The 13,511-nt window shown below is 66.4% G+C and carries 10 protein-coding genes and 2 tRNA genes; 7 read left to right on the top strand and 5 right to left on the bottom strand.

The features are described from left to right. Window positions 1–39 precede the first annotated feature (39 nt). Window positions 40–113 (top strand) — tRNA-Cys (locus CIW53_RS12620). A 117-nt stretch (window positions 114–230) separates the two neighbouring features. Here CIW53_RS12620 and CIW53_RS12615 read toward each other — a convergent pair. The 3 genes from CIW53_RS12615 to CIW53_RS12605 all read right to left on the bottom strand — a co-directional run bounded on the left by CIW53_RS12615 (window position 231) and on the right by CIW53_RS12605 (window position 2,599). Further along, a tRNA-Leu gene (locus CIW53_RS12615) sits at window positions 231–317 on the bottom strand. 83 nt (window positions 318–400) lie between these two features. Beyond that, a complete protein-coding gene (locus tag CIW53_RS12610; RefSeq protein ID WP_149365089.1) occupies window positions 401–1,636 on the bottom strand; it encodes a TraB/GumN family protein in 1,236 nt (411 codons plus the stop codon). Window positions 1,637–1,708: 72 nt separating this feature from the next. After that, window positions 1,709–2,599, bottom strand: coding sequence for a carbon-nitrogen hydrolase (locus CIW53_RS12605; RefSeq protein ID WP_149365088.1), 891 nt, complete (start codon window positions 2,597–2,599; stop codon window positions 1,709–1,711). A gap of 288 nt (window positions 2,600–2,887) precedes the next feature. On the opposite strand from CIW53_RS12605, the gene CIW53_RS12600 reads away from it, so the two are divergent. Next, on the top strand, window positions 2,888–4,690 hold the full coding sequence (locus CIW53_RS12600) for a chloride channel protein (protein ID WP_149365087.1): 1,803 nt from the start codon (window positions 2,888–2,890) through the stop codon (window positions 4,688–4,690). A gap of 96 nt (window positions 4,691–4,786) precedes the next feature. Here the strand turns inward: CIW53_RS12600 and CIW53_RS12595 are convergent, their stop codons facing one another. Beyond that, window positions 4,787–5,821, bottom strand: coding sequence for an agmatine deiminase family protein (locus CIW53_RS12595; protein WP_149365086.1), 1,035 nt, complete (start codon window positions 5,819–5,821; stop codon window positions 4,787–4,789). A 105-nt stretch (window positions 5,822–5,926) separates the two neighbouring features. Then, window positions 5,927–6,283 carry a hypothetical protein gene (locus CIW53_RS12590; protein WP_149365085.1) on the bottom strand — a complete coding sequence of 119 codons (357 nt, stop codon included), beginning with the start codon at window positions 6,281–6,283 and terminating at the stop codon, window positions 5,927–5,929. Window positions 6,284–6,488: 205 nt separating this feature from the next. Between CIW53_RS12590 and CIW53_RS12585 the strand changes: the two genes are divergently transcribed. From CIW53_RS12585 to asnB, 5 genes are all read left to right on the top strand, one after another. Beyond that, window positions 6,489–8,423 carry an ATP-binding cassette domain-containing protein gene (locus CIW53_RS12585; protein WP_149365084.1) on the top strand — a complete coding sequence of 645 codons (1,935 nt, stop codon included), beginning with the start codon at window positions 6,489–6,491 and terminating at the stop codon, window positions 8,421–8,423. A 2-nt stretch (window positions 8,424–8,425) separates the two neighbouring features. After that, the gene (locus CIW53_RS17960) at window positions 8,426–9,346 is read left to right on the top strand and encodes a phosphoglycerate mutase (RefSeq protein WP_242451896.1); all 921 of its coding nucleotides are present in this window, start codon (window positions 8,426–8,428) and stop codon (window positions 9,344–9,346) included. Further along, entirely contained in the window at window positions 9,343–11,055 is a 1,713-nt protein-coding gene (recJ, locus tag CIW53_RS12575; RefSeq protein ID WP_242451895.1) for a single-stranded-DNA-specific exonuclease RecJ, read from the top strand. The genes CIW53_RS17960 and recJ overlap by 4 nt, the downstream gene beginning before the upstream one ends. Before the next feature lie 68 nt (window positions 11,056–11,123). Then, window positions 11,124–11,489 (top strand): STAS/SEC14 domain-containing protein, encoded by a 366-nt coding sequence (locus CIW53_RS12570; protein WP_149365082.1) that lies wholly within the window; start codon window positions 11,124–11,126, stop codon window positions 11,487–11,489. A gap of 354 nt (window positions 11,490–11,843) precedes the next feature. Then, the gene (gene asnB / locus CIW53_RS12565; protein ID WP_149365081.1) at window positions 11,844–13,511 is read left to right on the top strand and encodes an asparagine synthase B; all 1,668 of its coding nucleotides are present in this window, start codon (window positions 11,844–11,846) and stop codon (window positions 13,509–13,511) included.

Here is a 13,511-nt window from a genome sequence, read left to right as displayed (position 1 = left end):
GGCAACTGCGATCATCACGGTCGCGATGCACCAAGCAATGGCCAGGTGGCAGAGTGGTCATGCAGCGGCCTGCAAAGCCGCGTACGCCGGTTCGATTCCGACCTTGGCCTCCATTGCGCAAAGGCTGTAGTTCAGCCCTAAAAACCCGCCGCTGGCGGGTTTTTTGTTGCTGCCGGATGCAGGACCCCGAGCCTCAGGCTGGCGTCGGGCGTGGGACTCAAGTCAGCGGCTGGTGCCCGGGGCGGGGGTCGAACCCGCATCGCCTTGCGGCGGAGGGATTTTAAGTCCCTTGCGTATACCAGTTTCGCCACCCGGGCAGGATGTCGGAGGGCACTGCAGGCGAGGCTGCAGGCGGCGCGCATCGTAGCATGCGCGGGCTGCGGCCCAGCCGGCTGGTCGATCAGAACAGGCTCTTGAAAATGTGGATGCCGGCGCTGTACTCGCCGATGATCGTGCCCACGCTGACCAGGAAGAAGTTCAGCAAGGTGCGGGCGACGCGGTTCTTCCACCAGCCACTCCAGTGCACGATGTCGTCGCGCAGGGTGTCGAAGTCGATCACGCGCGGGCGGCGCACCCAGGCTTCGGCCATCGCGCTGATGCCGCCGGCGGGGATGCCGGGACGAAACGGCTTGATCGGAGCGGCGATGAACGCGGCGAGGATACTCAAGGGGTGACCGCCGGCGGCAAGTGCGCCCAGAGCCGCGAAGCCGCCGGTGAACAGCACCCAGTCAAGCAGCGCCTGCGCACCCAGCGCCGTGTTGCGATGGAAGGCCCAGGCAATCGCCGCGAACACCAGCAATACCAACCCGGCGGCCAGCCACTTCGGCCAGCGCGCCTTGGGCGGTGTGGCGGCCAGTTCGGCGACCTTGTCCGCAGGGTCATCTCGTTGTGAACGCAGCAGTTCGCCCAGGCCCTTGAGATGGCCGGCGCCGATCACCACCAGCACGCGGCGGCTTTCCGAGGAAGCCGCCTGAGCGGCTTCCTCGCGCAGGCGCGCCGCCATGAAGGCGTCACGCTCGCCGATCAGGCTTTCGTACAACGGTTTCGATTCGCTGGCGAATTCGCTGAACGCACCCTCCAGCAGATCGCCCTGCTTGAGCCTCTCGATCTCGACCTGTTCGATCTGCTCCCGCTCGAACACACTGGCGAGCAGCCCACCTAGCAGGCCGAAGCGTTGCCAGAAGCCGACACTTCGCCAGGCGCGCTTGAGCGTGGTACCGACTTCGCGGTCGATCAGCCACAGCGGCAGGCCGCGTTGTTCGGCGCGATCCATTGCCGCCTTCATCTCGGCGCCGGGCTGGATGCCGGACTGGTCGGCCAGGCGCTTCTGGAACGTCGACAGCACCAGGCTTGCCGCGACCATGCCAGCCTTGCCCTGGCGGATGACCTTGAGAAGGTCCATCTGCTTGAACGCTTCGGGATCACGCATGCTCTGTGCGCGGCTGTCGCACAATTCCACCGCGACCGCGTCGAAGTGTTCGTGTTCGAGCAGCGCTTCGACCGCATCCACGCTGCTGCGCGAGACATGCGCGGTACCCAGCAACACGTATTCCACGCCATCGCGGTGCACGTGCTCGATCGGCTGGCCTAGCAGGGCCGGCAACAACAGGGCGGGATCGGTTTGGGAAACACTCATGCGATCAGCAGGCCGGTCTCGGGGAAAACCCAAGCATGGGGACGATCGTCATGCGGAACAAGCAGCGGGGCCTCAGTCACGGAAGCGCCTTAGCAGATCGGCATAGGCGTCGATGCGACGATCGCGCAGGAACGGCCAGATCCGCCGCACGTGTTCGCTGCGCGCCAGATCGACCTCTGCAAGCAACAGTGCACGCGCATCGTTGCCGGCCTGGGCGAGGAATTCTCCCTGCGGGCCGGCGACGAAGCTGGAACCCCAGAACTGGATGCCGGCACCGACGCCCGATGGATCGGGCTCGTAACCGGTGCGATTGCATGCCAGCAACGGCAGCCCGTTGGCCACCGCGTGGCCGCGCTGCACGGTGATCCACGCATCGCGCTGGCGATCCTTTTCGGCCTGTTCGTCGTTCGGGTCCCAGCCGATCGCGGTGGGGTAGAGCAGCAGCTCGGCACCGGCCAGCGCCATCAGGCGCGCTGCCTCCGGATACCATTGGTCCCAGCACACCAGCACGCCGAGGCGGCCGACCGAAGTGTCGATCGGCTCGAAGCCGAGGTCGCCCGGGGTGAAATAGAACTTTTCGTAAAAGGCGGGATCGTCCGGGATGTGCATCTTGCGGTAGATGCCGGCGATCGCGGCCGAGCGATCGAACACCACGGCGGTGTTGTGGTACAGCCCGGCGGCACGCCGCTCGAACAGCGAGGCGACCAGTACCAATTGCAACTCGTCGGCCAGTTTGCCCAGGCGCGCGGTGGCGGGACCGGGAATGCTTTCGGCCTGGTCGAACAGCTCCACCGATTCGTGCTGGCAGAAGTACGGGCCGTTGTGCAGTTCCTGCAGCAGCACCAGTTCGACGCCGGCAGCGGCGGCTTCGCGCAGGCCGGCTTCGATCGCGTCGAGGTTGGCGTCGTGGCTGCCGCGGTCGGTTTCCTGCAGCAGCGCGACCTTGAGGGTCTTGCGGGTCATGGCGGTTTTCCTGCCGGCGGTGACGTAGCCTCGTAGTGTAGCGAAGCGACGCCGGGCTGTTCGAAACCGAAGGGCCGTGGGCAGGACCTGGCGTGTGCGGCACATGGCGGCGGTCGGCTTCGACAGCCGGATCCGGGCATGCAACGAACCACCTGATAACCCGCAGCCATTCAGCTAACCTCGGCGGCATCGGTCCTCCGGCGGGGACGATTCCCGCCTGGCGATGGTCATGTCATCGTCGCCTGAATGCGCCGATATCGGTTTGCCAAAGAAGGGGATCAATTCAGCATGAGCAGGATCGGGCACTTTCTCCGGCGCACCTACCAACGCTGGAAACAGGACACGCTGAGCCAGAGCGATTTCCGGCCCAGCTTCAGCATCCTGAAACTTTCGCTGATGGCGGTGTTCATCGGCGTCGCCGCGGCACTGGTCGCGTTGCTGCTGTACGGCATGATCAGTTTCGTCACCAATCTCGCGTTCCGCCAGCAAATCTCGTTTGCGTTCGTGGTGCCGGCGCTGCACACCTCGACGTGGGCGATCCTGCTGGCACCGTTGGTCGGCGGTTTGCTGGTGGGATTGATGGCGCGCTACGGGACCGAGCGCATCCGTGGCCACGGCATCCCCGAGGCGCTGGAGGCGATCCTTTTCCGCAAGAGCAAGATGATGCTGAAGGTGGCGATTCTGAAGCCGCTGTCGGCGGCGATCGCGATCGGCACCGGTGGGCCGTTCGGTGCCGAGGGGCCGATCATCGTGACCGGCGGCGCGGTCGGTTCGCTGTTCGGCCAGATGTTCTACCTGACCTCGATGGAACGACGCACCTTGCTGGTCGCCGGCGCCTGCGCCGGCATGGCAGCCACCTTCGGCACGCCGATCGCGGCGACCTTGCTGGCGGTGGAGCTGCTGCTGTTCGAGCTGCGTCCGCGCAGCACGATACCGGTGGCGATCGCCTGTTTCGTGGCCGATGCACTGCGCGCGTCGCTGCTGGGGCCCGGTGCGCTGTTCCCGGTCGATGTGCAGTTCGACCTGACCTTGCCGGTGTTCGGCATGGCCGTCGTCTGTGGCTTCCTCGCCGGCCTGCTGGCGACTTTGTTGACCGCGCTGGTGTATCGCGCCGAGGACATGTTCCACAAGCTGCCGGTGCACTGGATGTGGTGGCCGCTGATCGGTGCGGTCGCAGTGAGCATCGGCGGCTGCATCGAGCCGCAGGCACTGGGCGTGGGCTATGACGTGATCGGCAAGCTGCTGACCGGGCAGATCGTCGGGGTGGCGATCCTGGTGTTCATGCTGGTGAAGTCGCTGATGTGGATCATCTATCTCGGCTCGGGCACTTCCGGTGGCGTGCTCGCGCCGTTGCTGGCGCTGGGGGCCGGCCTGGGCGGGCTGGAGTCGATGGTGTTCCCGGGCCACGGCTCGCTGCTGTGGCCGCTGCTCGGCATGGGCGCGATACTGGCCGGAGTGATGCGGCTGCCGTTCACGTCGATACTGTTTGCGCTGGAACTCACCCACAACGCCAGCGCGTTGCCGGCCTTGCTGGTCGCCTGCACCACCGCATACGGGGTCAGCGTGTTCCTGATGAAGCGCTCTATCCTGACCGAGAAGATCGCGCGTCGCGGCTTCGACATCTTCCGCGAATACTCGGTGGACCGGCTGGAACACATCCCGGTCAAGGACGTCATGACCACCGACATGCTGACCGTATCCGGCAACCTCACGGTGCGCGAGCTGGCCGATCGATACTTCGGCGCGGATCAGAAATACCGCGCATTCCCGGTGGTCGACGACAGCGGCGGCCTGCTCAACGTGGTCAACCGGCAGGACGTCGCGCAATGGCTGAAGGATGACCCGACCGGCGCTTGCCGGTTGGCCGACCTGGTCGACAAGGAACCGGTGATCGCGCTGCCGGGCGAAAGCTGCCAGAGCGTGGCGGTGCGCGCTGCGGTCGAAAAACTCGATCGCGTGCCGGTCGTTGCCGCTGATCGGCGCACGCTGCTGGGCATGGTGACGCGTTACGACCTGCTGAAGCCGTATACGCACTATCACCACGAGGAAAAGGTGCGCGAACGGTTTTTCCGGAACAAGCCGGTGGTGTGAGGGGTTGGATTGGGGGGCGGGGAACAGGGAACAGGGAACAGGGAACAAGAGCGTGGCAATTCGCAATTCGCAGTTCGCCGTTCCCCGTTCCCCGACTCAGACAATCCCCGCCGGCAACTGCATGGTGATGCAATGCAGGCTGCCGTTCTGCCAGATCAGGGGACGGCAGGGCACTTGCACCACTTCGCGGCCCGGATGCGCGCTGCCGACGACGCGTGCAGCCTCGTCATCGGCCGGGTCGCCATAGGCCGGCACCAGCACGGCGCCATTGACGATCAGGTAGTTTGCGTAAGAGGCCGCGAGCCGGCGACCGTCGTCGAGAATGGGCTGGGGCCATGGCAGCGGATGCAACTGGTATGGACGTCCATCGGCGGTACGCAACGCGGCCAGTTCGGCGGCCATCCGTTGCAGCTCGTCGTGATGCGGATCGCCGGCATCGTCGCAGGCCTGGAACACGATGTGGTCGTCCGGCGCGAAGCGGGCGAGGGTGTCGATGTGCGCGTCGGTGTCGTCGCCTTCGAGGTAGCCGTAGTCCAGCCACAGCACGCGTTTCGCGTGCAGCCCGTCGCGCAGGATCGCGCTCATTTCCTCGCGTGATTGCTCGGGGTGACGCTGCACCAGGCAGCGCCAGGTGGTGAGTACGCTGCCCTTGCCGTCGCTCTCGATGCCACCACCTTCCAGCGCCCAGTCGATGCGCTCGTGCGCCGCGTGGCCGAACACGCCAGCCTCGACCAACCCGGCGACCAGGGCATCGTCCTGCGCTGCGCCAAACTTGCCGCCCCAGCCGGTGAAGCGGAAGTCGGTGAGCTGGAAGCCTTCCGCGCCACCGGCAAGCGTGATCGGACCGGAGTCGCGCAGCCAGGTGTCGTCGTATGGCAATTCGACGAAACGGACTTTCGACAGGTCCACGCCGGCGTCACCCAGCAACGATTGAACGTGGGCGTTCAACTCGGCATCGGCAACCACGATGATCAGCCGTTGGAACCGCGTCACCGCGGCGGCCAGCGCCACGTACGTGGTTTCCACCGATGCCAGCCGATCGGCCCAGTCGGTGCCGGCATGCGGCCAGGCGATCAGCACCGCGGCCTGCGGTTCCCATTCCGCCGGCAGGCGCAAGGAGTGGTCGGTCATGCTGGGGATCTCGATCGGGGCAGGACCGCGCATTATAAGACGCAGCTGCGGCACACACGAAAACGCGGCCCGCGTCGCCACGGGCCGCGTTCGTTGACAGCCGGTTCAGTTGACGGCAGCGGGATTGGTGTTGTTGCCGGCTGGCGTGTTGAGCACCGAATGAATCACGTGGCTGTGCTCGAAATACACGATGAAATTCGCGTATTCCCAGCGGTTGATCTGCGGATGCTTGCTGGTATCGCCGCCGCGCGGCGACAGTTTGCGCTGTGGCGCGCCCCAGGTCTTCTCGACCTGGCCCATGCTCATGCCGCGGCTGGGCAGGTTCATGCCCTTTTCCTGCTGTACGCGATGGATCAGCAGGCTGTCCCCATGCTGCCTTGCCTGGGCGACCTGCGGCGCGGCAAAACCGGCGGCTATCGCCAGCACGACGATGATCGGCAAACTGCTCGTGAACTTGACCATGGCTCCCCTCTCCCTGCAAGGCTGTTGTGCGGCGTCGTTGTAGCAGACCTGCCCATGCTACGCCATGGCCGCTGACGCCGATTGCGATCGGTTGCGCATTCAGTCATCGCACAGGCACGGCGGCCGGTTCGCGGAGAATAGCGCCATCACCGCTATCATGGGCGGCTGCAGATGACTGCATGCCTGTTCCGGACCTTGTTTTTCCATGATTTCCTTTCGACATTTTGCCTTGCGCCGCGGCACCCGCCTGCTACTTTCCGATATCGACCTGGTGATCCAGGGTGGTTGGCGCCTCGGCGTGATCGGCCGCAATGGCTGCGGCAAGTCCAGCCTGTTCGCGGCATTGCAGGGCAAGCTGGAGGGCGATGCCGGCGAACTGGAGATGTCCGGCAAGCTGCGGCTGGCCTCGGTGGCGCAGGAAACCCCGGCATTGCCGGATGCGGCGATCGACTACGTGCTGGGTGGCGACGAGGAGTTGGCCGCCGCCATCAATGATGAAGCAGACGCGGGCGAGCGCGGCGACATGGAGGCCATGGCGAGAGCGCACCACCGCATCGAGGAGCTGAACGGCTACGACGGCCGCGCCCGCGCCGGCCGTCTGCTGCATGGCCTGGGTTTCCCGCCGGAGACCCACGAGCGCGCGGTGCAGGAGTTTTCCGGCGGCTGGCGCGGACGGCTGAACCTGGCGCGTGCGCTGATGTGTCCGTCCGACCTGCTGCTGCTGGACGAACCGACCAACCATCTCGACCTCGACGCCGTGCTGTGGCTGGAGGAATGGCTGCGCCGCTACCAGGGCACCTTGCTGATCATCTCGCATGATCGCGAATTCCTCGACGGCGTGATCACCCACACGCTGCACCTCAACGACGGCAAGGCCAAGCTGTACAGCGGCAACTACAGCGCATTCGAGCGACTGCGCGCCGAGCAGTTGCGCCAGCAGCAGATCTCGCACGAGCGCGAGCAGGCCGAGCGGGCGCACCTGCAATCCTTCGTCGACCGCTTCAAGGCCAAGGCCAGCAAGGCCAAGCAGGCGCAGTCGCGCATGAAGCGGCTGGAAAAGCTGGCCGGCACCGAGGCGGTACGCGCCGAGCGTCCCTTCAGTTTCCAGTTTCCGGTACCGGGGCGGCTGCCCGACTCGATGCTGCAACTGGAAGACATTACCGCCGGCTACCTGGCCGATCCGTCCATGCACGGCGAAGAGGTGGCCAACATCGTCCTCGCCGACGTGCGCTTCAGCATCGAGGCGGGCGAACGGATCGGCCTGCTCGGTCCGAACGGCGCCGGCAAATCCACGCTGGTGAAAACCCTCGTCGGCGAGCTGGAACCGTTCGGCGGCGAGCGCAAGGCGCACAAGGACCTGAAGATCGGCTACTTCGCCCAGCACACGGTGGAAAGCCTGCGCGAAGGCGCCAGCCCGCTCGACCACCTGATGGACAAGGCGCCGGGCGTGGCCACGCAGGTCATGCGCGATTTCCTGGGCACCTGGAATTTCGCCGGCGACCGTGCCTTCGAATCGGTCGATGGCTTTTCCGGTGGCGAGCGCGCGCGTCTGGCGCTGGCGTTGATCGCGTGGGACAAGCCGAACCTCTTGCTGCTCGACGAGCCGACCAATCATCTCGACCTCGACATGCGCGAGGCGTTGGCCGACGCACTGGCCGACTTCGACGGTGCGCTGGTGCTGGTCTCGCACGACCGCCACCTGCTCGGCATGGTTTGCGACAGTTTCTGGCGCGTCGCCGATGGCGTGGTCGAAAGCTTCGACGGCGACCTGGACGACTACGCGCGCTGGTTGAAGACCCGCGGCGCGGCCAACAAGAAGGCGGCCAAAGCCGGGGCGGCTGCGGTCAAGCCGGTGGTGATGGAAGTCGTGGAAGAATCGCCCGAGGAACGTCGTCGCAACGCAGCGACCCAGCGCGACAACGAAAAAGCCGCACGTCAGCGCGTGAAGAAGATCGAAACCCGCACGGCCGCGATCGATGCCGAACTGACGGCGCTGGAGACCCGGCTGGCCGACCCGGCCACCTACAACGGCCCCACCCAGGAGCTGATGCGGCTGGGTCAGTGCCAGGCCGAATTGCGCAGCGAAAAGGAAGTGCTGGAAACGGAGTGGCTGGAACTGGTCGGCCAACTGGAAGCCTAGACATGTCGACACCGGTGCTGTCATTGCAACTGTGGCTACCCGCGCTGGCGCATTTCGAGCCGGGTCATCCGCTGCGCGAGTGGTTGCCTCGCGCCGATCGATTGAGCGCGGGCGGCAGCGGATACCTGGGCGGGCTCGGCGATTACTTCAGCGATGTCGATGCCAGCGTGCCTGCCGCGGCGATCACCCGCGAGTTTCTCGCCGGCGATGCCGGCGACGCGCTGTGGTTGTCGGCCGATCCCGCCTGGGTGGAGCCGGACATGAACGGCGTGCGCCTGCTGGCGTGCGGTCAACTGCGGTTGAGCATGGGCGAAGCGCAGGCGTTCGCCACGATGCTGCGACCGGCGTTCGACGAGGCCGGCATGCACCTGGAGGTTTCCGCACCGGATCGCTGGCATCTGCGGCTGCCTGCCGACACCTCGTTACCGAATTTCGCCGCGCCCGAGCAGGCGCTGGGCGAGGATCTGTCGCAGCACCTGCCGCAAGGCGCGGAAGGGCGCCGCTGGCGCGTGCTGCTCAACGATATCCAGGTCCTCCTGCACCAGCATCCGCTGAACGTCGAACGGCGCACGCGCGGGTTGCCGCCGGTCAACAGCCTGTGGCTGTGGGGCGGCGGCAGGTTGCCGCCCTCACCGCACAGCCAGCTGCATGGCGTGATCAGCGACGACCTGCTGCTGCGTTCGCTGGCCGGTCGCGCCACCATCGCGCAACAACTGCGCACGCCGGAAACCGTGGCTGCTGCCGCTTCGGCATGGCTGATCGATCTGCAGGATCTGCCGCCCGCGGACATCGCATCGTCATGGTGGTCGATCCTGAGACCGTTGCTCGAACGGCAGCCGGTCGTCCTGCATTTCGCCAGTGGCGAACGCTGGCAGCGCAAGCCCTCGCATCGCTGGCGCCTCTGGCGCGGGGCGGGGCGTTGAGCACATTGCAATTGCGTCGACGCGAACGCAAGGGCGACCCCGAAGGCTGGCCTGCCTCGGTGCATCCGGTGCTGCAGCAAATCTATGCCGCCCGCGGGGCGTTGACGCCGGTACAGGTCGAACATCGGCTGGCGCGGATGCTGTCGCCGCAAACACTGGGTGGCATGCCGCAGGCGGTCGAGCTGCTGGCCCGGGCGATCCGCGACGACTGGTCGATCCTGATCGCCGGCGACTACGACTGCGACGGCGCGACCGGTACCGCGGTGGCCGTGCGCGGACTGCGCCTGCTCGGCGCGAAACGGGTCAACTACGCGATCCCGAACCGCTTCGCGCATGGCTACGGCCTGAGCCCCGCATTCGTCGCCTCGTTGCAACCGACGCCGCAATTGATCGTCACCGTCGACAACGGCGTGGCCAGCGTGGCCGGGGTGGCGGCGGCGAAGGCGCGCGGCATCAAGGTCATCGTCACCGACCATCACCTGCCCGGCGCGCAGCTGCCCGCATGCGATGCGATGGTCAATCCGAACCTGCTCGGCGACCCGTTCCCGAGCAAGATGCTCGCCGGTGTCGGCGTGATGTTCTACCTGCTGCTGGCGCTACGCGCAAAGTTGCACGAGCAGGGGGCTTTTGCCGACGCGAAGCCGGATCTGTCGAGCTTGCTCGACCTGGTCGCGCTGGGCACGGTGGCCGACCTGGTGCCGCTGGATTTCAACAATCGCGTGCTGGTCGAGGCCGGCCTGCAACGCATGCGCAGCGGTCGCGCCTGTGCCGGTATCACTGCGCTGGTCGAAGTCGGCAAGCGCAGCATGGCGACGCTGTGCTCCAGCGACCTGGGTTTCATCGTCGGTCCGCGCCTGAACGCGGCCGGGCGGTTGGAGGACATGCGCCTGGGCGTGGAGTGCCTGCTCACCGACGACGTGGCGCAGGCGCAGCGGCATGCCGGCCAGCTCGACGCGATCAACCGCGAGCGTCGTGATCTGCAAGCGTCGATGGTGGCCGAGGCCGAACAGATGGTGGCTGGCATGACCGACATCGACGCGATCGGCGTGGCACTGTACGAGCCGTCATGGCATGCCGGCGTGGTCGGCCTGGTCGCCTCCAAATTGAAGGACCGCCTGCATCGCCCGGTGATCGCATTCGCGCCCGCCAGCGAGGACGATACCGACCACCTGCGCGGTTCCGCACGCTCGATCGCCGGCTTTCACATCCGCGATGCCCTGGCCGCGGTCGACGCGCGCCAGCCTGGCTTGATCGAACGCTTCGGTGGCCACGCGATGGCCGCCGGGCTGAGCCTGAAGGCTTGTGATTACCCGCGCTTCGCGGCGGCGTTCGACGCCATCGCACGCGAATTGATCGATGCCGAACGCCTGCAGGCGGTGCTCTATACCGACGGCGAACTGCCGCCCGGCGCGGCCTCGCTGGATCTGGCCAGGCAACTGCGCCAGGCCGGCCCGTGGGGACAGGCGTTTCCCGAACCGCTGTTCGACAACCTGTTCGAGTGCGCAGGCTGGAAGGTGATGGGTGAACGCCATTTGCGCCTGCAACTGCGCGATGCGCGCGACGGCGCGTTGCACGATGCGGTGATGTTCAACGCCTACCAGGGCCAGCCACCGCCGCCACGCTTTCGTGCGGCCTACGAGCTGACCATCAATGATTGGCAGGGTCGCGAAACGCCTCGGTTGCTGTTGCGGCACATCGAACCGGCTTGAGAAGCGTCTTGCACCTTTTTCACGCTGCCTGCGTCAAGCTGCCAGCCAGCCAACCAGGGAGCACACACGTGATCGCACAGATCGAAGGATTGCCCGCCGGCACGCTGGGTTTTCGCGCCCACGGCCAGGTGACCGCGGCCGATTACGAGAACATCATCGTGCCGGATGTCGAGGCGGCGTTCGCGCTCAATCGCAAGCTGCGCCTGCTTTACGTCACCGCCGACGACTTCACCGGCTTCGACCCGGGTGCCATGTGGAACGATGCCAAGCTGGGCGCGCGGCATTTCAGCGGCTGGGACCGTGTTGCGCTGGTCACCGACGTGGCCTGGTTGCGCGGCACCGCTAGCGCGTTCAGCTTCGCCATCCCGGCGCAGTTCCGCCTGTTTCATGGCGCGGAAATCGACGAAGCCAGACAGTGGATCACCGCCAGCTGACCGGAACGTGTCGGTCGGACCGTGCACTTGCAAGGGCGCGGTCAATCTGCTGAAGTCGACGCCATGCATCCCGTCGCCATCCACTGTCTGAAGCTCACTGCGCATTCCGCGCAACGCGTCGTGCTGGCCGACAACAACAATAACCGTGCGAACAATAACGCCAACCACTGGCGGGCTCGCGCGTAGCTTCAAGTCTCCACGAAACACGCGAAGAAGGCCCGCCCAGTGCGGGCCTCTTTCGTTTTGGGTCTTTAGGTTTGTGCGCGGCTCCATCCGCGCAAAGCAAAACCGGCCATCCATGGCCGACTTTCAAAAAGAGCGGCATCCACAACCAGCGATCGAGGAACTTTCAGCATGTGTTCGATTTTCGGAATGTTCGACCTGCAGCCGGGCGACGACCTCGCCGCGTTGCGCCGGCAGGTGCTGGAACTGTCGCAGCGCCAGCGTCATCGCGGGCCGGACTGGAGCGGGGTGTTCGTCGACGCCGGGGTGATCCTGGTGCACGAGCGGCTGGCCATCGTCGACCCAGCCAGCGGCGCGCAGCCGCTGCGTTCGCGCGACGGCGCGCTGGCGCTGGCGGTGAACGGCGAGATCTACAACCACCGTGAGCTGCGTGCGGCCAGCGACTACGATTTCACCACCGGCTCGGATTGCGAGGTGATCAACGCGCTGTATCGCGAGCAGGGCAGTGACTTCGTGGGTAGGCTCAACGGCATCTTCGCGTTCGCACTGTGGGACGGCGAGGCGCAGCGGTACCTGATCGCGCGCGACCCGATCGGCGTCTGCCCGCTGTACTGGGGCCACGACGCGCAAGGCCGCCTGTGCGTGGCCTCGGAGATGAAGGCGCTGGTCGGCGTGTGCGCCGACGTGGCGCCGTTCCCGCCCGGCCACGTCTACGACAGCGCCAGCCGCGAGCTGCGCAGCTACTACGCCAGGCCATGGCGCGACTATGCCGCCACGCGCGGCCATGACGTGGCCGCACCGGCCTTGCGCAAGGCGTTCGAGCAGGCGGTACATCGCCAGCTGATGACCGATGTGCCGTATGGCGTACTGCTTTCCGGTGGTCTGGACTCGTCGCTGGTCGCCGCCTGCGCCGCGCAGTTCGCGCGCGAGCGGGTCGAGGACGACGACCGCAGCGAGGCCTGGTGGCCGCGCCTGCATTCGTTCGCGATCGGACTGGACGGCTCGCCCGACCTGGCCGCGGCGCAGGTCGCCGCCGACGCGCTGGGCACCGTGCACCACGGCTTCGTCTACACGTTCTGGGAAGGCCTGGACGCATTGCCTGAAGTGATCCGCCACATCGAGACCTACGACGTCACCACCATCCGTGCCGCCACGCCGATGTACCTGCTGGCGCGGCGGATCAAGGCGATGGGCGTGAAGATGGTGCTGTCCGGGGAGGGTTCGGACGAGTTGTTCGGCGGCTACCTGTATTTTCACAAGGCACCTTCGGCCGAGGCGTTCCACGAGGAGACGGTGCGCAAGCTGGACGCGCTGCACAGCTACGACTGCCTGCGCGCGAACAAGGCGATGATGGCGTGGGGCGTGGAGGCGCGCGTGCCGTTCCTCGACCTGGAGTTCATCGACGTGGCGATGGGCCTGGATGCGAAGCACAAGATGGCGGGGCAGGGACGCATCGAGAAGGCGGTGCTGCGCGAGGCGTTCGACGGCGCGCTGCCGGATGCGATCCTGTGGCGGCAAAAGGAGCAGTTCAGCGATGGCGTCGGCTACGGCTGGATCGACGGGCTGAAGGCGCACGCGGAGCAGGCGGTCAGCGACCGGGAGTTCGCCGCGGCGGCGGCGCGCTACCCGTTCAACACGCCAGCGACCAAGGAGGCGTATTTCTACCGACGCATCTTCGAGCAGCACTTTCCCGGCGAGGCCTGCGCCGCAACCGTGCCCGGCGGCAAGTCGATCGCCTGTTCCTCGCCGGCGGCGCTGGCGTGGGATCCGGCGTTCGCGAACGCGGCCGATCCGTCGGGCCGGGCGGTCAAGGGGGTGCACGACCACGCGCTGACCTGA

Source organism: Rhodanobacter sp. T12-5 (assembly GCF_008329435.1).
Taxonomy (GTDB): domain Bacteria; phylum Pseudomonadota; class Gammaproteobacteria; order Xanthomonadales; family Rhodanobacteraceae; genus Rhodanobacter.
Note: the sequence above shows the minus strand (reverse complement) of the source record. Positions and strands in the feature narration are given on the sequence as shown.

What these genes read in the sequence shown, in the direction of transcription:
- CIW53_RS17960 (WP_242451896.1), top strand. Translation starts at nt 8,426, where the DNA reads ATGTCGACACCGGTGCTGTCATTGCAACTGTGGCTACCCGCGCTGGCG.
- CIW53_RS12610 (WP_149365089.1), bottom strand. Translation starts at nt 1,636, where the DNA reads ATGAGTGTTTCCCAAACCGATCCCGCCCTGTTGTTGCCGGCCCTGCTA.
- CIW53_RS12595 (WP_149365086.1), bottom strand. Translation starts at nt 5,821, where the DNA reads ATGACCGACCACTCCTTGCGCCTGCCGGCGGAATGGGAACCGCAGGCC.
- CIW53_RS12605 (WP_149365088.1), bottom strand. Translation starts at nt 2,599, where the DNA reads ATGACCCGCAAGACCCTCAAGGTCGCGCTGCTGCAGGAAACCGACCGC.
- CIW53_RS12590 (WP_149365085.1), bottom strand. Translation starts at nt 6,283, where the DNA reads ATGGTCAAGTTCACGAGCAGTTTGCCGATCATCGTCGTGCTGGCGATA.
- CIW53_RS12585 (WP_149365084.1), top strand. Translation starts at nt 6,489, where the DNA reads ATGATTTCCTTTCGACATTTTGCCTTGCGCCGCGGCACCCGCCTGCTA.
- asnB (WP_149365081.1), top strand. Translation starts at nt 11,844, where the DNA reads ATGTGTTCGATTTTCGGAATGTTCGACCTGCAGCCGGGCGACGACCTC.
- CIW53_RS12600 (WP_149365087.1), top strand. Translation starts at nt 2,888, where the DNA reads ATGAGCAGGATCGGGCACTTTCTCCGGCGCACCTACCAACGCTGGAAA.